The 22,938-nt window shown below is 48.7% G+C and carries 27 protein-coding genes; 26 read left to right on the top strand and 1 reads right to left on the bottom strand.

The genetic code is table 11. The annotated features are described in order from the left end of the window. Positions 1–39: 39 nt before the first annotated feature. A complete protein-coding gene (locus AC0YN3_RS17870) occupies positions 40–753 on the bottom strand; it encodes a 2-phosphosulfolactate phosphatase (RefSeq protein ID WP_475776329.1) in 714 nt (237 codons plus the stop codon). 133 nt (positions 754–886) lie between these two features. Here AC0YN3_RS17870 and AC0YN3_RS17865 point away from each other — a divergent pair, with 133 nt between their 5' ends. From AC0YN3_RS17865 to spo0A, 26 genes are all read left to right on the top strand, one after another. Next, positions 887–1,153 carry a YqhV family protein gene (locus AC0YN3_RS17865; protein WP_475776328.1) on the top strand — a complete coding sequence of 89 codons (267 nt, stop codon included), beginning with the start codon at positions 887–889 and terminating at the stop codon, positions 1,151–1,153. A gap of 101 nt (positions 1,154–1,254) precedes the next feature. Next, the gene (spoIIIAA, locus tag AC0YN3_RS17860; RefSeq protein ID WP_475776327.1) at positions 1,255–2,304 is read left to right on the top strand and encodes a stage III sporulation protein AA; all 1,050 of its coding nucleotides are present in this window, start codon (positions 1,255–1,257) and stop codon (positions 2,302–2,304) included. Continuing rightward, complete coding sequence (gene spoIIIAB, locus AC0YN3_RS17855) at positions 2,301–2,819, top strand: stage III sporulation protein SpoIIIAB (protein ID WP_475776326.1); 519 nt, start codon at positions 2,301–2,303, stop codon at positions 2,817–2,819. The genes spoIIIAA and spoIIIAB overlap by 4 nt, the downstream gene beginning before the upstream one ends. A gap of 15 nt (positions 2,820–2,834) precedes the next feature. Then, entirely contained in the window at positions 2,835–3,038 is a 204-nt protein-coding gene (gene spoIIIAC, locus AC0YN3_RS17850; RefSeq protein ID WP_183568097.1) for a stage III sporulation protein AC, read from the top strand. A gap of 40 nt (positions 3,039–3,078) precedes the next feature. Next, a complete protein-coding gene (spoIIIAD, locus tag AC0YN3_RS17845; RefSeq protein WP_475776325.1) occupies positions 3,079–3,474 on the top strand; it encodes a stage III sporulation protein AD in 396 nt (131 codons plus the stop codon). Between the two features lie 5 nt (positions 3,475–3,479). Continuing rightward, a complete protein-coding gene (gene spoIIIAE / locus AC0YN3_RS17840; RefSeq protein WP_475776324.1) occupies positions 3,480–4,727 on the top strand; it encodes a stage III sporulation protein AE in 1,248 nt (415 codons plus the stop codon). Positions 4,728–4,744: 17 nt separating this feature from the next. Beyond that, the gene (gene spoIIIAF, locus AC0YN3_RS17835; protein ID WP_475776323.1) at positions 4,745–5,488 is read left to right on the top strand and encodes a stage III sporulation protein AF; all 744 of its coding nucleotides are present in this window, start codon (positions 4,745–4,747) and stop codon (positions 5,486–5,488) included. A gap of 30 nt (positions 5,489–5,518) precedes the next feature. Beyond that, a complete protein-coding gene (gene spoIIIAG / locus AC0YN3_RS17830) occupies positions 5,519–6,151 on the top strand; it encodes a stage III sporulation protein AG (RefSeq protein WP_475776322.1) in 633 nt (210 codons plus the stop codon). Between the two features lie 30 nt (positions 6,152–6,181). Continuing rightward, positions 6,182–6,799: a SpoIIIAH-like family protein gene (locus AC0YN3_RS17825; protein WP_475776321.1), complete on the top strand. Its 618-nt coding sequence runs from the start codon at positions 6,182–6,184 to the stop codon at positions 6,797–6,799. 241 nt (positions 6,800–7,040) lie between these two features. Continuing rightward, positions 7,041–7,532: an acetyl-CoA carboxylase biotin carboxyl carrier protein gene (gene accB, locus AC0YN3_RS17820; protein WP_441942155.1), complete on the top strand. Its 492-nt coding sequence runs from the start codon at positions 7,041–7,043 to the stop codon at positions 7,530–7,532. A 52-nt stretch (positions 7,533–7,584) separates the two neighbouring features. Further along, a complete protein-coding gene (gene accC, locus AC0YN3_RS17815) occupies positions 7,585–8,940 on the top strand; it encodes an acetyl-CoA carboxylase biotin carboxylase subunit (protein ID WP_475776320.1) in 1,356 nt (451 codons plus the stop codon). A gap of 135 nt (positions 8,941–9,075) precedes the next feature. Next, positions 9,076–9,483 (top strand): Asp23/Gls24 family envelope stress response protein, encoded by a 408-nt coding sequence (locus AC0YN3_RS17810; protein WP_183568074.1) that lies wholly within the window; start codon positions 9,076–9,078, stop codon positions 9,481–9,483. Positions 9,484–9,585: 102 nt separating this feature from the next. Then, positions 9,586–10,143 (top strand): alkaline shock response membrane anchor protein AmaP, encoded by a 558-nt coding sequence (gene amaP / locus AC0YN3_RS17805; RefSeq protein ID WP_475776319.1) that lies wholly within the window; start codon positions 9,586–9,588, stop codon positions 10,141–10,143. Positions 10,144–10,157: 14 nt separating this feature from the next. Then, entirely contained in the window at positions 10,158–10,388 is a 231-nt protein-coding gene (locus AC0YN3_RS17800) for a DUF2273 domain-containing protein (protein WP_475776318.1), read from the top strand. A gap of 343 nt (positions 10,389–10,731) precedes the next feature. Continuing rightward, positions 10,732–11,175 (top strand): transcription antitermination factor NusB, encoded by a 444-nt coding sequence (gene nusB / locus AC0YN3_RS17795; protein ID WP_475776317.1) that lies wholly within the window; start codon positions 10,732–10,734, stop codon positions 11,173–11,175. A gap of 47 nt (positions 11,176–11,222) precedes the next feature. After that, positions 11,223–12,083: a bifunctional methylenetetrahydrofolate dehydrogenase/methenyltetrahydrofolate cyclohydrolase FolD gene (gene folD, locus AC0YN3_RS17790; RefSeq protein ID WP_475776316.1), complete on the top strand. Its 861-nt coding sequence runs from the start codon at positions 11,223–11,225 to the stop codon at positions 12,081–12,083. 8 nt (positions 12,084–12,091) lie between these two features. Next, entirely contained in the window at positions 12,092–13,468 is a 1,377-nt protein-coding gene (gene xseA / locus AC0YN3_RS17785) for an exodeoxyribonuclease VII large subunit (RefSeq protein WP_475776315.1), read from the top strand. Beyond that, a complete protein-coding gene (xseB, locus tag AC0YN3_RS17780) occupies positions 13,446–13,700 on the top strand; it encodes an exodeoxyribonuclease VII small subunit (protein WP_475776314.1) in 255 nt (84 codons plus the stop codon). Before xseA ends, xseB begins: the two co-directional genes overlap by 23 nt. A gap of 2 nt (positions 13,701–13,702) precedes the next feature. Beyond that, a complete protein-coding gene (locus AC0YN3_RS17775) occupies positions 13,703–14,617 on the top strand; it encodes a polyprenyl synthetase family protein (RefSeq protein WP_475776313.1) in 915 nt (304 codons plus the stop codon). A 117-nt stretch (positions 14,618–14,734) separates the two neighbouring features. Then, positions 14,735–16,633, top strand: a complete 1,899-nt coding sequence (gene dxs / locus AC0YN3_RS17770) for a 1-deoxy-D-xylulose-5-phosphate synthase (RefSeq protein WP_475776312.1) — start codon at positions 14,735–14,737, stop codon at positions 16,631–16,633. 15 nt (positions 16,634–16,648) lie between these two features. Beyond that, positions 16,649–17,479: a TlyA family RNA methyltransferase gene (locus tag AC0YN3_RS17765; RefSeq protein ID WP_475776311.1), complete on the top strand. Its 831-nt coding sequence runs from the start codon at positions 16,649–16,651 to the stop codon at positions 17,477–17,479. A 195-nt stretch (positions 17,480–17,674) separates the two neighbouring features. Continuing rightward, positions 17,675–18,142: a hypothetical protein gene (locus tag AC0YN3_RS17760; protein ID WP_475776310.1), complete on the top strand. Its 468-nt coding sequence runs from the start codon at positions 17,675–17,677 to the stop codon at positions 18,140–18,142. Positions 18,143–18,159: 17 nt separating this feature from the next. After that, positions 18,160–18,612 carry a transcriptional regulator AhrC/ArgR gene (gene ahrC / locus AC0YN3_RS17755; RefSeq protein ID WP_475776309.1) on the top strand — a complete coding sequence of 151 codons (453 nt, stop codon included), beginning with the start codon at positions 18,160–18,162 and terminating at the stop codon, positions 18,610–18,612. Between the two features lie 12 nt (positions 18,613–18,624). Then, positions 18,625–20,337, top strand: a complete 1,713-nt coding sequence (gene recN / locus AC0YN3_RS17750; protein WP_475776308.1) for a DNA repair protein RecN — start codon at positions 18,625–18,627, stop codon at positions 20,335–20,337. A 123-nt stretch (positions 20,338–20,460) separates the two neighbouring features. Beyond that, positions 20,461–21,789 carry a SpoIVB peptidase gene (gene spoIVB, locus AC0YN3_RS17745; RefSeq protein WP_475776307.1) on the top strand — a complete coding sequence of 443 codons (1,329 nt, stop codon included), beginning with the start codon at positions 20,461–20,463 and terminating at the stop codon, positions 21,787–21,789. Positions 21,790–22,081: 292 nt separating this feature from the next. Further along, entirely contained in the window at positions 22,082–22,894 is an 813-nt protein-coding gene (gene spo0A, locus AC0YN3_RS17740; RefSeq protein WP_183568032.1) for a sporulation transcription factor Spo0A, read from the top strand. Positions 22,895–22,938: the final 44 nt, after the last annotated feature.

Here is a 22,938-nt window from a genome sequence, read left to right as displayed (position 1 = left end):
AGGCATGCTCCGTTAAGGGGGCATGCCTTTTTTCATTGTTCATCCGTTTCTCGTTAATTGATCGCCGTTCAGCCTTGGCACGTCCTGAAAGATATCGATGGCCGAGCATGCTTCGATATCTTTTTTCATGCCAAGCTTCAGCAGCTTTTTGCCTGTCATGCCATTTAGAATCGTTTCCTTTACGGAATCAGATTGATTTCGGTATACGGCTAGCATCGCAGCGCCGAAATCATCCATTTCTACGGATACCGGGCAATGAGCATGCAGTCTATCCAGCACAAGTCCTGCGCATAAACCATCCTCTATCGCGAATTCATCATGACTGCCGGCACATAATATGACCACGTCTCTTCGCAGCTCGACCGCCGCTCTTGCACAAGCGCCCGCATTCAACAATGAGGCGGTCAGCACATGGTCAGCTCTCATTGATTTATGAATGGCTCTCGTTCCATTCGTTGTCGTTAATATGATTCTTTTGCCGGCAACGTTTCTCTCCGTGTACTCCTCCGGCGAATTTCCTAAATCAAATCCGACGATTTTTCGGCAAAAGCGCTCGCCTCCGAGCAAGTCTCCAGGACGCTGCAGCGCCCTTGCTTCCATAACGGTTTCTGCCGGAATGATGCAAGAAGCTCCGGCAGCCAAAGCCGTTACGATGGTGCTTGTAGCACGCAAAACATCGATGATGACAGCCGTCTTATGGTGGAACCTTGCGGAGCTGGCTTCATTTACACTGGAAATGACCTGCACTTGCATGTTGGTATACCGCCCTTCATAAGCTCAATGCTCTATGATATGCGTTTGCTCTTAGGCAGGTGTCCGGTATGAAAGACAGACAAGCCCGCATATAGATAAGTATTCATTTGCCTAAAAAAGGAGGTCACTTCCAATGTTCAACAAAATCGTGTTGACGATGGCTTCGCTGCGGCTCACTTCAGGTACGATCGAAATCTGTGCCGCGCTTCTGATGCTGAGATTGAATCAAATTGACAAGGCGCTTGTCGTCAACTCTTCATTAGCGCTTGTAGGCCCGCTCATTCTGATTGCCACGACGACAGTAGGGCTCGTCGGAATGTCTGATAAGCTGTCTCCTTCCAAGTTTCTTTGGGTAGGTGCAGGCGTAATCTGCCTGATGATTGGTATTTTGAAAAAATAATAGATTCAACTCTAGCAAATCGGATTGGAACAGACATATTTTCGCAAGGAGCGCATACAAATAGGAACTACGAAGGACAAACACCCGGGAGTGATAATCACATGCTGGCACGCGTAGCACATTTATTGCCGCTGGAATTGAAGTCGCTGCTGGAGCGCCTTCCAGAACCGATGCAGGAACAGCTGGAGGAAATACGGATACGTGAGGGACGGCCGCTAGAAATCGGCTTTCGCGGCCAATCTCGATTCATGATGAACGACGGTTCGCTTCGTCAGGCTGCCGACGGGGCATACAAGCCCTCTGCAGATACTTGCCGCAAGCTGCTGGAGCGCATAACGAATTATTCCTTATATGCCATGGAAGAGGAGCTGAAGCGAGGCTTTATAACGGTTTCTGGCGGGCACCGGATTGGACTGGCTGGTAGAACGATTTTGGACGGAGGCAGCGTACGCGGCATTCGAGATATCGGCGCATTCAATATAAGGGTAGCCAGGGAAGTCATAGGGGCAAGCGCACACCTGATGCCTAAATTGATCGACCGTACGCGCAAAACACTTCACTCTACATTGATTCTCGCTCCTCCTCAGCAGGGGAAAACAACCTTGGTGAGAGACATTGCCAGATCAGTCAGCTACGGACTATGGCCAACCATAGAGGCGAGCGGTTGGCAGGGCAGGAAGGTAGGCATCGTAGACGAGCGCTCCGAGATTGCGGCCTGCATTCGCGGCATTCCGACCTTTGACGTCGGACCTCGAACGGATGTGATGGATGCTTGTCCCAAGGCGGAAGGCATGATGATGCTTGTTAGGTCGATGTCGCCGGAGGTACTGATCATTGACGAAATCGGCAGGCCGGAAGATGGCGAGGCGATACGGGAAGCAAGCCATGCTGGTATTAGCGTTGTTGCAACGGCGCATGCATACGACTTGCGGGATGCGAGAGGCAGGCCCGTGCTGCTGAAGCTGCTTGAAGAAGGTGCTTTTACTTACGTCGTAGAGCTAAAGCGTACGGAGCAGGGTGTCATGCACCGCGTGGTACCGGTAGAAGCGATATCGGACAGCCCTGCTCCTCGGGAAACGGCAGCCGTGCCGCGTTCTTTGCCAGGTGCCGTACACGCGTGGATGGGCAGACGGCGAGCTGATGATCCATGATCAAGCTGATCGGTGCGGCGCTCATCCTATTTGCAGGAACGATAATTGGCTTCCAGCAGGCTGCTAGGTTTGCAGACAGGCCGAGGCAGCTCAGACAGCTTGCGCATGCCCTGCAGCGCCTGGAAACGGAAATCGGTTATGGGCATACGCCGCTGCCAGAAGCGCTGGAGAGAACGGCTTCAGCAACCCCGGAGCCGCTTGCCGCGATCTTCCGGAGAGCTGCTGCAGGAGTGTGGGAGACAGAGAGCTTCAGCTTCCGAGATAGCTGGGAGCAAGCGATCAAACAGCATTGGGATATGACCGCGATGAAAAAGAACGAGCAGTCCGTTCTGATTCGTCTAGGCTCCACGCTCGGAATTAGCGATAAGGAAGATCAATTGAAGCATATACATCTTGCTTTATTGCAACTGAAGTCCGAAGAAGACGCAGCAAGGGAAGACCAAGGCCGTTACGAGAAAATGTGGAAGAGTCTCGGGCTTTTGATCGCTGTGCTGGTCGTCATTTTGATGGTGTAGTGGGGTGCCGCATAGATGGACATGGATGTGAGCGCCATTTTCCAAATTGCTGGAATCGGAATCATTATTGCCATGATTCATTCCGTTCTGAAGCAAATGGGGAAGGAAGACATGGCGCACTGGGTTACCGTTATAGGTTTTGTCGTCGTGTTGTTTATGGTCGTTCGGCTTCTGAATGAATTGTTCCAGGAAATCAAGTCGATATTTCTGTTCCAGTAGGCGTCTTGTTGGGAGACGTTCATGCAAGCAGGTGAGCAAAGTGGAAATGATTCAAATCGTCGGTCTCGGCCTGATGGCTACGGTGCTTATTCTTGTCGTGCGGGAGCAAAAGCCGATGTTCGCTTTTCTGCTCGCAGCGTTCACGGGATTATTCATTTTCCTGTATTTGATCGGTAAAATCGAAATCGTCATTTCCGTGCTCGAGGATCTGGCTAATCGTTCAGGCATTCCTTCCATTTACTTGAAGACGATATTGAAAATAATCGGTATCGCCTATATTGCCGAATTCGGCGCACAGATCGTAAGGGACGCTGGACAAGAAAGCATAGCATCCAAAATCGAATTTGCAGGCAAGGTGTTCATTCTCGTCATGGCAGTTCCTATTATAAGCGTAATCGTTGAGACCGTAATCGGACTGCTGCCGGATGGGAGTTGACGCCGATGATTAACCTTTCTCCAACGCGGGAGAGAGCCAAGCTGTTGTTATTCGTTTTGATTGCAGCTTTTCTGTATTCGTTTGTGCCCTCAATCGGCTATGCCATGAATGGCGAGCAAAACGCGCCTGCGCAGAGTGCTCAGGCCGAGGCAGACGAGCTCTCGAAAGAGCTGACGAGCGAACAGCTGGGCGGACTGGATACAGAGGCCGTTGAATCATACTGGAACAAGCTCTCAAGCGAGTATGGCGGTTATTTTCCCGACCAGCATATTCCAAGCTTCATGGAAATGATTCTGCCGGGCGGCGATGGCTTAAAGCTGACGGATATGCTTCAGGGACTTTTGAAATATTTATGGCATGAAGTGCTGTACAACGGGAAGCTTCTGGTGACGATCGTGATGCTGACGGTGTTCAGCATGGTGCTGGAGACGCTGCAAAATGCTTTCGAACGCAATGCTGTCAGCAAAGTCGCATATTCCATTACGTACATGGTGCTGATCATCATAGCAGTCAATAGCTTCCATGTTGCAATGGGCTACGCCAAAGGGGCAATCGAAAGCATGATTCAATTCATGCTGGCCATGGTACCGCTGCTGTTGACGCTGCTGGCTTCCATGGGAAACGTTGTGACGGTATCCGTCCTGCATCCTCTCATTATTTTTATGATCCATGCGGTCGGGACGCTTATTTATACGCTGGTGTTTCCGCTGCTCTTTTTCTCGGCGGTGCTCCATATCACAAGCGCGCTTTCTGAGAAATTCAAGGTAACGCAGCTGGCCAATCTACTAAGAAATATCGGGGTCGGCATTTTGGGTGTACTGCTTACCGCGTTTCTTGGAGTCATCTCGGTACAAGGCGTTACGGGTGCGGTAACCGATGGAGTCACGCTCAGAACCGCCAAATTCGTAACCGGCAACTTCGTACCCGTGGTGGGGCGCATGTTCTCGGACGCGGCTGATACGGTCATATCGGCATCCATGCTCGCCAAAAACGCGATAGGGTTGGCTGGCGTAATCATATTGCTTTTCATCAGCGCGTTCCCTGCAATCAAAATATTGACGCTGGCGCTTATTTACAATATTGCTGCTGCGGTTATGCAGCCGCTGGGAGACTCGCCAATCGTGACCTGCCTGGAAACGATCGGCAAGACGATGATTTATGTTTTCGCAGCGCTCGCCGCTGTCAGTCTCATGTTTTTTCTTGCCGTTACGATTATTTTGACTGCAGGCAATGCTTCGTTGATGGTGAGGTAAGGAAGGGGACGGGGAACTTGGTTGCTTGGTTAAGCGATTGGCTGAGGGATATTATCGCAGTCATCCTGCTCGCGGTATTCGTAGAACTGCTGCTTCCAAACAGAGCGATGCAGCGTTATGCCAGGCTGGTTGTCGGCTTATTCATCCTTCTAACCATCCTCTCTCCGATTCTCAAGCTTATTCAAAGCGATATAGGAGCAAAGCTGGATGAAGGCATGGAGAACTGGAGTCGATTGGCTGCTGCGGACAGCACGCGGATGACAGGGCTTAGCCAAATCAAACAAGATGCGGAGGCCATGAGCGCGAAGCGCAATCTGGAAGCCGCTAAATTGACCGAAAGAACGCTGGAAGCCTCCATTCGCAATGAATTGATCGAACGTTCGGATGCGGCTGTAGCCGACGTGGATGCGATATTAAAGTGGGTGAATGCATCTGGTCAGCAAACGCCTTATCTCAGTCAAGTAACGGTCACGCTCAAAGCGCCGGAAAAGAGCAGCGGCAACGTGAAGGAAGGTGCATCCGTTGAAAAAGTACAGCCTGTCATTGTTGACGTGGAGGTGGAGCCTATGGAGCCTGTGAGCCCATATTCAAGCGAGCCGCAGGCGAGGGATGGTCAAAGTCAGGCAGAGGTGGAAGGCAACTGGTCCAGAGCAGATCCCGCGGTAACCGCAGAGCTCAGCAGCCTGATTGCAAAAGGCTGGGGTCTTAATCAGGAGCAGATCGTGGTCAGACAGCCGGCCGAAAAGCCGCTGCAGAAATAAAGTCGCAGATTGGAGAGGAGGCAAGGCGCGGTGGCCAAATGGCTGGAAGGCATAGAATCGGCGGTTGGCGGCGGTCCAAGCGGCCCGAAGCGAATTCGGACGCTGCGAATTTTGCTAATCGTCGGAGGGATTGGCGCGGCGCTGATGATCGTGAATTCATTTCTGACCTATAAGGAAGTTGATCCATCTGCACAGGATCCGAATCCGCCGCCGCAAACCGAGACGGTTTGGAATAATGCGGATGCGTCAGCCGGATCGATGTTTACCGCTATCGAGCATCCGCTCGAGATTAGGCTAAAGGAAATTTTAGAGAAAATTGTCGGCGTAGGTACCGTTGACGTGCTGGTAACGGTTGATTCCACGGAAGAGATCGAAATCGTTCGTAATACGCAGGAATCACAGCAAGTAACGGACGAGAATGATCCAAACGGCGGAAAAAGGCATATCACTTCTATTACGAAAGACGGTCAGGTCGTCTTATACGAGGTATCGGGCGACCAGAAGCCTATCGTGACCAAAACGATTAACCCGCGCATACGCGGTATTCTCATAGTGGCAAAGGGTGCCGAAAACGCTACGGTAAGGCGACTTATCGTGAATGCGGTCGAGAAGGGCGTGAGCGTTCCGGTTAATCGAATATCAGTCGTGCCAAGCAAGCAATAAAAAATTCGAATCATTGGGGAGGGTGTTCACATGAACACAAAAAGACAAACGGTATGGCTCGTATCAATGCTCAGCTTAATGGTGGTATTATCCGCGTATTACTTATTTACGCAGGATGTCGACAAGCCGGATGTGCTGACGGATGGCTCGCAAACGGAGCAAGCAGCGGGCAATGCTACGGAAGCGACGGCAAATAGTGGCGGATTGGTAGTGAATGAAGTAGAACAGCCAGTGGATGAGAGCATTCTGAGCGAGGCTGACAAAGAAACGTTAAGCCAAATCGATGCGCAAGGTCTTGCAGCAGGGGGATTGTTCAGCGAGCTGCTTGCAAAGCGCGAGCTTAAAAACACGGAGATCGACAATCGGATCATGGCTGCCATAAGCGATTCGCAGAAGAAGCCTGAGGAAGCGTCAGCTGCACTAGCCGAGCTAGAGATGCTGGAGGAAAAAACCTCGAAGCTAACGGGCATTGAATCCGAGCTGCTTAAGCAATACGAGAATGTGGTCATAGACGAGCAAAGCGATAAACTCAACGTTGTGGTCTCCAGCGAAAAGCTTGAGAAAAAACAAGCGGCGGACATTATTAAATTGGTGATGAGCACGATGGAAGTCGGTGCAGATCAAGTATCCGTCAGATATATTCCTTAAGCAGCAGATCGCTGCAAAACGCGGAAAAGGCTTTGTCGTTCCAGCTTGCGGGCTGGTAACGCCAGAGCCTTTTTTTGCACAAGAAAGCGGATAAGAACAAAAAATGATTCGTGTTCAGGCTTGTTTATGATATAATGTTAAACGTTATGTGAAAGAATTAGTTATATTGGCATGGGATCGTTAACGGTTCCAGGCTATGAAAGCAATCTAGCTATCGCAAATTTAAGGAGTGAAAATATTCATGTTCAAATTGAGCGAGATCAAAGAGTTGATCAAATTGGTTGATCAAACTTCCGTTCATGAGCTGGAAATTGAAAACGAAGGGACTCGCCTGCTCATCCGCAAGCCAGGGAAAACGGAAGTGGTGAATGTGCAAGCGGCTCCAATTACGCATACATACGCGCCTGCGCCTTTACAACCCCAACAAGCGGCTCCTGCTGCACAGCCTCAAGCTGTACAGGAAGCAGCGCCCGTCCGCCCTTCAACGGACCATTTGCACCAAATCGTATCCCCAATGGTCGGCACATTCTACAGCTCTCCGACTCCGGAAGCATCGGCTTTCGTTAAAGTCGGCGACCGAGTAAACGACAAAAGCGTCGTATGCATTCTTGAAGCCATGAAGCTGATGAATGAGCTTGAGGCTGAGGTTCGCGGAGAAATCGTTGAGGTTCTCGTCTCTAATGGCCAGCTTGTCGAGTACGGCCAGCCGCTGTTCCTCGTAAAGCCTGAATAACGCCAAATGTTAACGAGCGAACAGGAAAACTGTTGTTGAAAGGGGTTCCTACGTGAAATTTCACAAAATATTAATTGCCAACCGCGGCGAGATCGCGGTTCGTATTATTCGCGCTTGCCGCGAGCTTGGTATTAGCACGGTAGCTGTATATTCGGAAGCGGATCGTGATTCCTTGCATGTGAAGCTGGCAGATGAGGCTTATTGCATCGGCCCCACCGCATCAAAGGACAGCTACCTGAATATGACGAATATTATGAGCGTAGCGACTATTACAGAATGCGACGCCATTCATCCCGGTTATGGCTTTTTAGCAGAAAATGCGAATTTCGCGGAAATCTGCGAGTCATGCAATATTACTTTTATCGGACCATCCGCTGATGCTATTAATAGAATGGGCGACAAAGCGGTAGCGAAGCTGACTATGAAATCAGCAGATGTACCGATTATTCCCGGTTCTGACGGTCTGGTCGAGGATATGGAAGAAGCAGTACGCGTTGCCCGCGAGATCGGGTACCCGGTTATTATCAAGGCGACAGCAGGCGGCGGCGGCAAAGGAATTCGAATTGCTGACGACGAGACCATGCTGGTCGCACAAATCTCGACTGCCCAACAAGAGGCGCAAAAGGCTTTCGGAAATGCCGGCGTATATCTGGAGAAGTACTTGACTGGCATGAAGCATGTCGAAATCCAAATCATGGCAGACAAGCATGGGAACGCCGTGCATTTGTTCGAGCGCGATTGTTCCGTTCAACGCAGACGCCAGAAGCTGCTTGAAGAAGCACCTTGCTCCGTATTGACGCCTGAGCTTCGCGAGCGCATGGGACAGGCAGCAGTTCGTGCTGCTCTGGCCGTCAACTATTCGGGCGCAGGCACTTTGGAGTTCCTGCTTGGACCGGATGAGAATTTTTATTTCATGGAAATGAATACGCGTATCCAGGTTGAGCATCCCGTTACTGAAATGATCACAAACGTTGATCTCATTAAAGAAATGATCTCCGTAGCTGAAGGGAATGAGCTTTCTTTCGCGCAAAGCGACTTGAAGATCAATGGCTGGTCCATTGAGTGCCGAGTTAACGCGGAGGATTCCGAGAAAAACTTTATGCCATCCGCTGGACTGATTCCGTTTTATCTGCCTCCGGGCGGAGCGGGCGTTCGCGTGGATAGCGCCGTTTATCCGGGCTACACCATCTCGCCGCATTACGATTCGATGATTGCGAAGCTGATCGTTTGGGGCGCTACACGCGAAGAAGCGATTGCGAGAATGAAACGGGCTTTGTCCGAGTTTGCCATCGAAGGCATTCGGACGACGATTCCTTTCCATTTGAAGCTCTTGAATCATTCGAAATTCGTGAGCGGAGACTTCGACATTAAGTTCTTGGAAGAGCATGATATCAACGCTCCGGAATGAGGTTGCGACAAAAATGTGAACAAGTAGTATAGTTTGTCATATTTCTTGCCGAATGTTATAGTATATTAACAAGATGCGGTTCATTACTTGGCCTCGCGCCGGGTACGCGCAACTTTAAGGAGGTGTACAGCTATCATGAGTACGATCGCTGCGGAGTACGAGAAAACGGACATTGGCACGATTCAAATTGCACCTGAAGTCATCGAGGTTATCGCTGGTTTAGCAACGGTTGAAGTGGATGGCGTCGCAGGAATGAGCGGCGGTTTTGCAGGAGGCATCGTTGAGCTTCTAGGCCGCAAAAACTTGTCCAAAGGTGTAAAGGTTGAAGTGGGTCAGCGTGAAGCTGCGGTAGATGTTTCGATTATCGTGGAGTATGGCAACCGCATACCAGAAATCGCTTCGGAAATTCAACGTAATGTCAAACGCTCAATCGAGATGATGACGGGACTGCACGTTGTTGAAGTGAACGTACATATTCACGATGTACATTTCAAGACACCTGACAAACCTGATGAAGAAGAAAGCCTACACAGAGTTAAATAGATAAAGCTTGATTAATTTAATCCCGTACAACCCCCTCGTGAATGGGCATGCCGCTCGGCGCAAGGGGGTTTTCATTCGGCTTGGCAGGAGGAGGCGCTACGCTTGATTAAGGTCGTGGACAAGCTGCTTTTGTTTTTGTACAGCATCGTAATAGGCTGTTTATCTGTCGTTTTGGTCTCAATCGGATTTAATTGGCTGTCCCGAGGATTATTGCATGATTGGATAGATGAGCTTTATCGTCTCGATTCGCTGAAGATCACGTTAATTGTTGCGGGCGTCATTTTGTTTATCCTAAGCTTGAGGTTTTTTATCGTATCGCTTCACCGTGGATCGGCAACTGCTCCGTCCATCGATCAAAGAACTGACTTTGGCGATATACGCATTTCTCTTGAAACGATCGAAAATCTGGCACTTAAGGCAGCATCGCGCCAGCGCGGCGTCAAAGATCTTCGCGCGCGCATTCGTGCTACAGATGCAGGACTTGACATTGTCATTCGTGCCGTTGTTGATGGGGAAAGCTCCATACCCGTGCTGACAGAGGAAATTCAACGCTCAGTGAAAGAGCATGTAGAGGATATTGCTGGCATTCCTGTGACTAACGTTGCTGTTTATGTGGCCAATATCATTCAGTCAGGCACATTCAAGAGTCGCGTGGAATAGAGGTGAGTTTGCTGATGTGGAGGGAATTTTGGGCCATCTACGGGAAACGCGCAGCTGGTGCTGCCATAGGGTTGTTTTTCGGGTTGCTTTATTTGTTTGTCGGTTTTTGGGACATGCTTTTTGTAGGGCTTCTTGTCTCAATTGGTTATTGGATCGGCGTTCAGAAGGAAACAAGCAACGGAGCTATCTTTCCATGGCAGCGGCTTTGGTATTCGTTGCTGGAAAGATTTAGGCCGTTTAAATGATCCTGTGGTCTCCTCCGTACTCCGGATTTCGGAAAGCCGCTTATTTCGGGGCAGGGAGGAGATCATAGGTTTTTTTTGGGATATAGGAATGTACATCCTTAGGTTATACATTCTCAATATTTCTCGGAGTGGAACGAGCCTCGCCGCCAATGGACGGAGATAGCCGTTTCACCTTGACGTATAGGAAAGAATATGAGTTTGCTCATCCTTTCTCTATGCGTTTCGCCGAAACGATGGCGTCTATAGAAAGGACGCCGTCAGAGGACGGCTTCAGCCGTTTACGTTTGGGATAGGACAATTCAAGAATAATAACATTTCGGCATAGAGCTGCCGTGGAGGTAACATGAAACGTAGATTAGCACGAGAAATAGCAGTTTCAAGCTTATATCAAATGGAAATGAATGAGGTTTCGGCTTCTGATGCAGTCGATATGCTGATGGAAGAGCTTCGCCATGACAATGAAATCGAAGCAGATCCGGCGGAAGCAAGCAGCACGGATGAATTTTCGCGCGAGCTTGTTTCAGGCGTAATGGAACATAGACAAGCTATCGACGGCATGCTCCAGCAGTATTTGACAGGCTGGCAGATCGATCGGTTGTCGAGGGTTGACCGCCAGGTTCTGCGATTGGCTTGTTATGAAATGGTTTTCCGCGATGATGTACCGCCGAAGGCTACAATCAATGAAGCCATTGAGCTTGCGAAGCATTTTGGCACAGAAGAATCAGGGAAGTTCGTAAACGGCGTTCTCGGTAAGCTGCTTATGGAGATTGAAGAGCTGAAGGCTTAGTTCAAAGGAAAGACAACTATTCATCGATGTTAAAGGAGACTGGAGCAATGAGCGCACAAATTATTGAAGGAAAGAAAATTTCTGATTTAATCCGTGAAGAAATGATTACGGAATCTGCAGCCTTGAAAGAAAAGGGAGTCATTCCGGGACTTGCAGTCGTACTTGTTGGCGAGGACCCAGCCTCTAAGGTGTATGTTGGTTCTAAGGAAAAAGCTTGCCAGCAGCTAGGTTTTTATTCAGAGGTGCACCGTTTAGCCGGAGATACGAGTGAAGAGGAATTGCTCTCTGTTATTGACCGTTTAAACAATCAAGCATCGATTAATGGCATACTCGTGCAATTGCCGCTACCTAAGCATATTAACGAGAAGGCTGTTATTGATGCTATTCGTGTTGAGAAGGACGTTGACGGCTTTCATCCCGAGAGCGTGGGCAATCTCGTTATCGGAGATGATAGCCTGCTGCCATGTACGCCTGCAGGCGTCATAGAGTTGATCAAACGCAGCGGCGTTGACATCTCAGGGAAGCATGCTGTCGTTATCGGCCGTAGCAACATTGTAGGGAAACCGGTAGCCATGCTGCTGCTCCGCGAGAACGCCACGGTGACTATTTGCCATTCTCGTACAGCTAACATGGAGGAAATCGCGAAGCAAGCGGATATTCTTGTCGTTGCCATTGGAAAAGCAAAAGCAATTGGCCGCAATTTTGTAAAACCTGGCGCAATCGTTATCGATGTAGGCATCAATAGACTGCCTGACGGTAAGCTTGCAGGGGATGTGGACTTCGAGGATTGCCTGGATACTGCCGGCTATATTACTCCGGTACCTGGCGGCGTTGGTCCCATGACGATAACTTTGCTTATGAAAAATACGATTACGGCAGCAAAAAGGGCAAACGGAATCAAGGAGTGATTGCAGAAATGGCAGATCAGCCTCGGATCTATTCCATTAAAGAGCTCAATCGTTACATTAAAATGAAAATGGAATCGGATCTTCTGCTCGGCGATGTATGGCTGCGGGGCGAAATTTCTAATTTCACGCATCATTCAAGCGGACATATGTATTTCACGCTTAAAGACAAAGACAGCCGAATCAAATCGATAATGTTTGCTTCACAGAATCAGCGACTGCCGTTCATTCCCAAAGAAGGCACGAAAGTCATTGCTCGAGGCAATATTTCGGTGTATGAGCGGGATGGCAATTATCAATTTTACGTGAATGCGATGCAGCCAGACGGAATTGGCAGTTTGTACCTCGCGTTTGAGCAGCTCAAAAGCAAGCTAAGCGAAGAAGGACTTTTTGCGCAATCCCGAAAAAGGCCCATTCCAAAGTTTCCACGCGCAATCGGAGTAATAACATCCCCGACTGGAGCTGCAGTCAGAGATATTATTATAACGCTGACGCGTCGGTATCCTTTAATTCCGATTTATATCTACCCGGTTCTCGTGCAAGGCGCTCAAGCAGCTCCTGCCATTGTAAAAGCGATAGATGCAATGAATCGTTTTGGCGAAGCGGACGTATTAATTGTAGGCCGCGGCGGCGGATCGCTGGAAGAGCTGTGGGCGTTCAATGAAGAATCCGTTGCACGGAGTATTGCAGGATCAGTGATTCCCGTTATTAGCGCTGTTGGCCATGAGACTGATTTTACGATTGCGGATTTCGCCGCGGATTTGCGGGCAGCAACACCAACGGCTGCCGCAGAGCTGGCAGTGCCTAGCATCGCAGAGCTGCAGCAGCAGCTCATGAGACAGCAGCAGAGGCTGGTACAAAGCATGCGCTACCGCGTACAAGTCGATAAGGAGAAGCTGCAGCGCTTACGGCGCTCTCCTTTTTTCTTGTATCCGCGTAAATATTTGCTCGATCAGGCAGAACGCTTGGATCGTTTGAAGGAGCAGCTGGAGCAGCGCACGAACCGCATAGTCGAACGCGGGCATAAGCGGTTGGCCAGGATTCAAACGACGATAGCAGCGCATCATCCCGGCGAACGTGCAGCGTTCGCTGCGAGTCGACTGCAATCCGCTCAGAAACAGCTTGAGCACGCGATGAGCACAGCCGTCAAACAGAACAAACAGAGGCTGTTGAGCAGCATAAAACAACTGGATGCGTTAAGCCCTTTAAAGGTGATGTCCAGAGGTTACGGCCTAGTGTACGACAAACATGAAGTGAAATTAATCAAATCGATCCGCGACGTTAAACTTGGCGATATCGTCAAGGTAAGGCTGGCGGATGGTCAGCTGGATTGTCACGTAGACGCATGGAGAGGAGATGGGATGGATGGCAGCAGCGAATCAAAGTGAGCTTACGTTTGAGCAAGCGATGGAGCGTTTGGATTCTATTGTCTCTAAGCTTGAGAACGGAGATGTTTCGCTTGAAACGGCAATAGAGCTGTTTCAGGAAGGCATGAAGCTCTCTCAGCTTTGCGGCGGCAAGCTGGAGCAGGTCGAGAAGAAGATCGAGCTGTTGATCGAGACAGATCAAGGGTTCCAGAAAAAACCGTTTACAGAAGTAAACGAGGACAAAGGGGAATAAGCTTGAACGAGAGGGTCGCAATAAAAGCGTATTTATCGCAATGCGCGGAGCTCATTGAAGCTTCGCTTAAACAATCGCTGCCTGCCGAATGGGATGTTCCTGCACGGTTACGGGAAGCGATGCTTTATTCTTTGGAAGCAGGCGGCAAACGCCTTAGACCTGCACTCGTTCTCTCTGCAGCCGAAGCGGTATTAGGCCAAGAAGGTTCTAAAAATGCAGCATTGCCTGTTGCGTGCGCGGTTGAATTCATTCATACGTATTCGCTCGTGCATGATGATTTGCCCGCAATGGACAATGACGACTACCGCAGAGGCAAGCTGACAAACCATAAGGTATTCGGTGAAGCAATGGCAATTTTAGCAGGAGACGCTCTGCTAACACATGCCTTTCATCTTATCCCGCAAGCTGCCCGTAATGGAGGCGTCAGCGCCGAAATAGCACTTGCGATCGTCGAGGATTTGGCTAAACTAGCCGGTGCTCCAGGCATGGTTGGCGGTCAGGTTGCGGATATGCAAGGCGAACAAGGGATTACTTCCATCAGCGAGCTGGAATATATTCATCTTCACAAAACGAGCGATTTGATTGCGTTTTCTGTTATGGCAGGAGGACGGATCGGTGGCGCAACGGAAAAGCAGCTTGCGCTTCTAGCCCGTTACGGACGCAATATCGGTCTGGCTTTCCAGATTCAGGATGATATCCTTGATTTGATCGGCGACGAAACGAAGCTCGGCAAGAAAACGAATAGCGACGTTGAGCAGAACAAGGTTACTTATCCGTTCCTTATCGGAATAGAAGAAAGCAAAGCTCAGGTTGAACGGCTAACCCAAGAAGCGAAGTCAGCCGTACTCGAAGCGGAGTTTGCCGCACCGGAGAGGCTGCTTGAAATCGCGGATTATCTCGTTGGACGCGATCATTGAGAATGCCATGCTTTTTCCATTTCGGTTGGGAAATAAATCGCAGTATGCTATAATAGGTAAAATGTAGATGTTCATGGGACGGCTAGAATACGCGTCCGCGAAAGCGAGGAAAGTAACGTGCTGCTTGACCAGATTAACGGACCTCAAGATTTGAAAGCTTTGACAACCGCTCAACTAGAGCAACTGGCCGCTGAAATCCGTCAGTTCCTTATTGAGAAGCTTTCCGTTACGGGTGGTCATCTCGCTCCGAATTTGGGAGTTGTAGAGCTGACCCTAGCCATGCATTATTTATTCAATAGTCCAGAAGATAAATTTATTTATGATGTCGGCCATCAATCATACGTTCACAAAATATTAACCGGCCGAATGGATCGGTTTGATACTTTACGGAAATATAAAGGTTTATGCGGCTTCGTGAAACGTGCCGAAAGCGAGCATGACGTATGGGAAGCCGGTCACAGCAGTACGTCGCTGTCCGCCGCGATGGGGATGGCGCTGGCTCGTGATCTGAAGGGCGAGACTAATCGCGTTGTAGCCGTTATTGGTGATGGCGCGCTTACTGGCGGCATGGCTTTGGAAGCACTCAATCATATCGGTCACGAGAAAAAAGATTTAATCGTTATTTTGAATGATAACGAAATGTCCATTGCGCCAAATGTGGGAGCATTGCATCATTATTTGGGAAAGATCCGGACGGATCGCCATTATCATAAAGCCAAGGACGAGCTACAGCAGCTGTTAAACAAAGTACCGGCAATCGGCGGGAAATTGGCTAAGACTGCTGAAAGGTTCAAAGACAGCTTGAAGTATTTGCTCGTAAGCGGAATTTTGTTTGAGCAATTCGGATTCACGTATCTTGGTCCGGTAGACGGGCATGATATTGAACAATTGATCGATATTATGAAGCAAGCCGATTCCATGCCTGGCCCAGTGCTTGTGCATGTATTGACGGTCAAAGGCAAGGGTTACTCGCCTGCCGAGGCTGATTCATTCAAATGGCATGGAATAACGCCATACAAAATTGAATCGGGTCAGGTCGTGAAGGCAGTTGGACCTCCCGTATATACGGATGTATTCGGGCAAATGCTCATTGAGCTTGCGGAGAAGGATGAACGAATCGTTGCGGTAACGCCAGCCATGCCTGGCGGATCGGGATTGCTTCCCTTTGCTGCGAGGTTCCCCAATCGAATGATCGATGTCGGGATTGCGGAGCAGCATGCGGCTACGATGTCGGCAGCGCTTGCCATTGAAGGCATGAAACCGGTATTTGCAGTATATTCTACGTTTTTGCAGCGCGCTTATGACCAAGTTGTGCATGATATTTGCCGGCAGAATCTTAATGTTATATTCGCAATCGATCGGGCTGGCTTCGTAGGTCCTGATGGAGAAACGCATCATGGCGTATATGATATTTCATTTTTGCGGCATATACCTAACTTGGTGATTATGATGCCTAAGGACGAGAATGAACTGCGACAAATGCTTAAGACAGCCGTTGATTATGATGATGGTCCGATCGCAGTGCGATATCCCCGGATCGCAGGTCTTGGCGTAGAGATGGATCCCAATCCGCAGGCATTGCCTATCGGGAAGTGGGAGACGGTACGCGAAGGCGATTCAAGCGTCATAATGGCGATTGGGCCTATGCTTCAGGTTGCTGAGGAAGCTGCTGAGCTTCTGAAGCGTGACGGCATAAACGTTCAAATCGTAAACGCAAGGTTTATCAAGCCGCTGGATGAGCAAATGCTTCTCCAGTTCGCAGCAGAAGGCAAGCAAATGATCGTACTGGAAGAGAATGCCGAGCTTGGCGGATTCGGAAGCTCGGTTCTTGAATTCTATTCATTAAGAGGCATTTACGGCCTGGCTATTCGTATCATTGGCGTGCCTGACCTGTTTGTCGAGCACGGCACGATCAAAGAACAAAGAATAGAAATCGGACTAACGGCTGAACGCGTCGCTTCCGATTTGAAAAACATGCAGCCACGGCGAATGAAGCGAGTTACTGGCCAACAGTAGCTTCGAGGGAGACAGATGACTACAACACCTAAAGAACGGATTGACGTACTCCTGGTTGAACGCGGATTCTACGAGAGCAGAGAAAAAGCGAAAGCAGCTTTGATGGCAGGACTCGTGCTCGTTAACGACGAGCCTGTTGACAAAAGCGGCATGAAAGTACCTCGAGCCGCCGATATCAAAGTGAAGGGCGCTTTGCATCCGTATGTGAGCCGCGGCGGCCTTAAACTTGAGAAAGCCATTCGGGCCTTCAATATAGACCTTCAAGGTCGCGTCATGCTTGATATTGGAGCGTCGACAGGGGGCTTTACGGATTGTGCCTTGCAAAACGGCGCATCCTATGTGTATGCGATTGACGTCGGATATAATCAATTGGATTATTCGCTGCGGCAGGACGAACGCGTCCATGTCATGGAACGGACCAATTTCAGATACACGCAGCCTGCCGATTTAACAGGGCCTTTGCCTACCTTTGCTACGATGGATGTTTCCTTTATATCTTTGAAGCATATTTTGCCGGCTTTATCGACGCTGCTATCGGTTGGGTCCGGAATCGTTGCACTCATCAAACCGCAATTCGAGGCAGGTCGCGAGAAGGTTGGGAAGTCGGGAGTCGTTCGCGATGCCGTTGTACATCGCGATGTGCTGCGTGCTGTTCTAACGATGGCTTCGGAGCTCGGTTATTCTCTGCAGGATATTACCTTTTCACCTATTACGGGAGGGGAAGGGAACATTGAATTTTTGGCTTATTGGCATTGGCTGGCAGAACCAAGCGCTGAGTTCCCGAACGATGAAGCACTAGCAGCTTTAGTCAAGCAAGCGAATGAAACGTTTACAACGAACAAATAAGGGCAACATTGTCATAATCAAGAGGTGTCGAGCAGCGTGGTAGCTGCCGGCATCTTTTTTACTTTACAGGCGGGGGCTGTATTTGATAAACTGTGTAAAAGCAAACAAATGTTCGGTGGACGACAAATACAGGAATAATCGCACCGCATAGCGAAGGATTAAAGGAGACTGTCCTTTAATGAACGGAGGATGCGAGTGGGAGCGTATGGCGATTGGATGATCATGCTGATAGCAGGCTGCTTGTTTATATTCTGGCTGTTTCGAATGTTTCACCGATGGCTGCATGAGCCTGCGAGCGTGAATCGGCTCAAGCTGGGGAAAGGCGGCGTGCTTGCAGCGGATGATGAGAATATCATTTTGCTGGAGCAGTCAGGGTACGAAGTAAGCTCAGGAAAGCATTTAATTCCGGTACCCATTAAAGTGAATGGCGTTCCACTTGGAAAGGGCAGCCGGATTTATATTGACTACATCGCAGTGAAGAATAATTGCAGCTATGTCGTGAAGACGGCACGTGACCGGATGCCCATAGATTGGTCACCGAGCGGCGTAAGGGATAAATTGCTCGTATATGCTCTACTTCTTCCTGAATGTGATGGCATATTATACGTTGACGCGAAGGAAAAGCTTATTCGGAAAATTACGTTTCACATCTCAGATTATTAATTCACGGAGGTTTTTTCATGAAAGGAATTCGACAATTCCGAATCAAGGAAATTATTACGAAACGCGCAATCGAGACGCAGGAAGAACTAGTGGAGGCGCTGCGTGACTCAGGCATGCAGGTTACACAGGCCACCGTGTCTCGCGATATGAAAGAATTAATGCTTATTAAGGTTCCTGCTAGTGAAGGAAAGTACAAGTACTCCATCCCACAGGAGCATCAGAAGCAGAACCCAATCCATAAGCTAAAGCGGGCATTGCTGGACCATTTCGTACATATTGACTTTACGGATAATCTGGTGGTTATGAAATGCTTGCCCGGCTCTGCGAACGCGATTGGCGCACTGGTCGACAACATGGAGTGGTCAGAAGTTATGGGCACTATCTGCGGAGATGATACTATTCTGATGATTTGCAGAACCAAGACGCAGAGCGGAGAAGTCGTTGAACGAATACTTGAGCTATTGAACTAAGGAGGAAGAACCATGCTGCGTGAGTTGTCTATTCGGAATTTAGCGGTAATTGAAGAAGTGAACGTTACTTTTCATCATGGCTTTCATGTGTTGACAGGAGAAACAGGAGCAGGCAAATCGATATTGATCGATGCCTTAAGCTTGTTGGTCGGCGGTAGAGGCTCCGCAGACATGGTGCGTTACGGTTGTGACAAAGCAGAGATGGAAGCCTTATTTGATCTTCCAAACATACATCCCGTGTGGCAGGTGCTGAACAGGCTTGGCGTACATGCTGTTCATGAAGAGATGCTTGTCATTAGGCGCGAGCTGTCCGCGCAAGGCAAGAGCAGCAGCCGTGTGAATGGGCAGCTCGTTACAATGACGATGCTGAGGGAAATCGGGGAATGTCTCGTAAATATTCATGGGCAGCATGAGCATCAATCCTTGCTGCGCTCGGAGCAGCATTTGGAATGGTTGGATTTGTTTGCAGGCGATCTGCTGATCGAGCGCAAACAAAATTACCGAACCGTATTTAGCGGATTGCAGCAGGTTAGGACCTCGCTCCGCGATCTGGAAAATTCAACAAGACACAATGTGCAAATGCTTGATTTATACCGGTTTCAGATTGAGGAAATTACGGCTGCACAGCTCAAGCTGGATGAGGATGAATCACTAACCGAGCTAAGGCGCAAGCTAATGTATGCGGGGAAAAGAATGGATGCGGTTTCTGACGCTTACGATTTGTTGTATGGAGGCAAAGGTCTTGACATGGTTAGCAAGGCAGTGGCAAAGCTAATTGATATTCAAACTTATGATCCCGCCAAATTGAATCCTTTGCTTGAACAGCTGCAATCTGCTTTCTATCAGGCTGAGGATGCCGCATTCCAATTACGGGATTATCGGGATGGCATTGAATCCGATCCGGATCAGCTATCTCAGGTCGAGGATCGCTTAGATTTGATCAACGGATTGAAGCGTAAATATGGAGAAACCATTTCTGACATTCTTGCGTATTTGGACCGGACAATTATAGACCGAGATAAAATTGAAAACCGCGATCAGCTGCTTGAAGAGCTGCGTGCAGAGGAAGCGAAGCTGTATGACCAAGCATTGGTGTTGGCGCAGGAGCTGTCTCAGCTGAGAGAGCATGCAGCCGCCAAGCTGTCTGAGGCTATCGAGAACGAGCTAGGACAGCTTCAGATGCCATCGGCAAGGTTTCGTGTCCAAATCGACGCAACCGTGTCTGGCAGTGGCGATACGAAGCAAATACGGCTGCATACGAACGGAATGGATGAGGCGATCTTTATGCTCTCCACTAACCCTGGTGAACCATTAAAGCAGCTAAGCAAGATAGCATCCGGTGGAGAAATGTCGCGTATCATGCTTGCGCTGAAAAGTATTTTTGCAGAGATCGACCAAGTTCCGGTCCTTATCTTCGATGAAGTGGATACCGGCGTAAGCGGACGGGCTGCACAAGCGATCGCGGAGAAGATGTCCCAGCTTGCCCTTAAGTGCCAAGTGTTCTCGATCACGCATCTCCCGCAGGTAGCATGTATGGCCGATCACCATTACGAAATACGAAAGCAGGTCATTGGGGCGCGAACTTCGACTTCGGTCATGGAGCTGCTTGAACAGGTTCGGATCGATGAATTGGCCCGTATGCTTGGCGGGGTGGAAGTGACGGAAAAAACAAGGCATCATGCACAGGAAATGCTTGATTTGGCGGTTAGACAGAAGGGGGCGTAATGGAAACCAATTAGGGAATGTTTTTGCGGACATAAAAGATGCGGGTGAGGGTAACTTAAAGGTACGCCATTGGCGACTTAACCTTTTTCGTCATGCGATGGAATTACAGGGAGCGTGAAATCATTGAACTCCAATCAAAGGAAGCGATGGTTTGGCCTAGTTCTCGTTTTCTTCATTTGCGTGATCGGAAGCTCCACTCCGTTTCAACATTTTGCCGCTATCCCGAATGAACTTCGTTTATTCTCCGGGCAACTGAAACGATTACAGTACGGAGTGCCCGTTCATGCAGAAGTAACGGTCGACCCACAGATGCTTCAGATTAACGGATCCACCAGTCATTCTTTATCCGTAAATTTGAACGAACCACTGTCCCTTCAATCGAGTCAAAGCGGTCAAACCAAAATGAAAGTGAAATTATTTGGTAAAATTCCATTCAAGACAGTAAAAGTTAACGTGGTGCCTGATTTAAGAGTAATACCAGGTGGCCAGACCATTGGCGTTAAAGTAAAGTCATCGGGCATTCTGGTTGTGGGTCATCATCAGGTTGCTGGGGCAGACGGCTTGAAGCAATCGCCTGGAGAAGCAGCTGGACTAAGACTAGGTGATTTAATTGTTAAGATTAATGGCGCCAATATCAATCAGGTACAGCGTGTCGCGGTTTTAAGCGAAAGAGCAGGCAACGAAAAGAAACCGCTGGAAGTAACCTTCAAGCGTGACGGACAAATCAATCACACGTTGTTAAGCCCTGTATTTGATGCGGAGGATAAAGCTTGGCGTCTTGGTCTTTACATCCGTGATTCCGCGGCGGGAGTCGGTACGTTAACTTTTTATGCGCCAGACCAAGGTGTATACGGTGCTCTTGGACATGTGATTACCGATATGGACACGCAAACTCCTATAGATGTAGGGGAAGGTCAGATTTTACAGTCCAGCGTTACGTCTATTAACAAAAGCCAAAATGGCGAGCCGGGAGAAAAAAGAGCGCATTTCGTAAAAGAAAGCAAAATATTGGGCAATGTTGAGCGCAATACGCCTTTCGGAATATTTGGCAAAATGAATGAGGTTCCTACGCATAGCTATAGCGAGAAATCTATTCCTGTTGCTTTTGCCGAAGATGTGAAGGAAGGGCCGGCACAAATTTTGACTGTTGTGAATGGACAGAAGGTTGAACGTTTCGATATTGAGATCGCGCATGTATCGAAGCAATCTGGCCCGGCTACAAAAGGGATGGTCATAAAAATTACGGATAAACGTTTGCTAAGCAAAACAGGAGGCATCGTTCAAGGAATGTCCGGAAGTCCAATCATTCAGGACGGCAAGCTTGTGGGTGCGGTAACACATGTGTTCGTGAATGATCCCTCATCCGGCTATGGCTGTTTTATTGAATGGATGCTTCAGGATGCTGGCGTACTGCTTAAATCAGCAAATGGTCATATTGCCAACGCGGCTTGAAAATTGCTCTGTGAAAAACGTTTGCTTTAGCTCACCTGCAGCTAAATCAGACGTTTTTCTTTTTTATGGAGCATAACTAAAAAACGCGCAGTATTAGAAAAGAGCAATGAATTTTGTCGAACGATAACGAAAGGTATCGGTACATGTAATAAATTTTTTATTATATCGAATTGACGTAAAAAAATAAAGAAAAATAATTTTCGACAGAAGGAATTCAACTTCACATGTCGAAAACTTTAAGCAGACAACTAGTGAGCGTAATCATCAATATCATTTAGAGGAGGACCACAACTTGCATAAGATCGAAGTATTATTGGCAGATGACAATCGGGAATTTACTAACCTGTTATCGGAATACATATCAGAACAAAGTGATATGAGTGTAAGCGGAGTCGCGTACAATGGAGAAGAGGTTCTAAGACATTTGGAGGAAACAAGAAAGATTCCTGATGTCCTTATCCTTGATATTATTATGCCTCATTTAGACGGACTGGGCGTGCTTGAGCGCTTGAAAGAAATTAATCTATCCCCGATGCCAAAAATCATCATGCTGACGGCTTTCGGCCAAGAAAATATTACGCAAAAAGCGGTACAGTTAGGTGCTTCTTATTATATTCTAAAACCGTTCGATATGGATATCTTGGCGAACCGGATTCGCCAGCTTGTCGGTAACCCTACCTATTCCTCAACGGGAAGCTTTACGACAAGCTCATCCTCGTTGAAATCCAATGTCGTTCCAATTGCGAAGGGTAAAAACCTGGATGCGAACATAACAAGCATTATTCATGAAATCGGAGTTCCTGCTCACATTAAAGGCTATCAATATTTGCGCGAAGCGATTACGATGGTGTACAACAACATTGAAATTCTGGGGGCGATTACGAAAACGCTGTATCCCGCCATTGCCGAGAAATTCAAAACAACGCCATCCCGCGTAGAGCGCGCCATTCGCCACGCAATCGAAGTTGCTTGGACGCGCGGCAACATTGACAGCATCAGCCACCTGTTTGGTTACACGATTAATATTAGCAAGTCGAAGCCAACGAATTCAGAATTCATTGCGATGGTAGCGGATAAGCTGCGGATTGAGCATAAGGTTAGCTGAGCGTAAGAGGAGGCTTTTGTTAGGGGTTTCTTGAAACGAAGCTT

The sequence above is a fragment of the Paenibacillus sp. J22R232 genome (assembly GCF_056269165.1).
The sequence above is the reverse complement of the archived record's forward strand: the minus strand, read 5'-3'. Positions and strand labels throughout refer to the sequence as shown.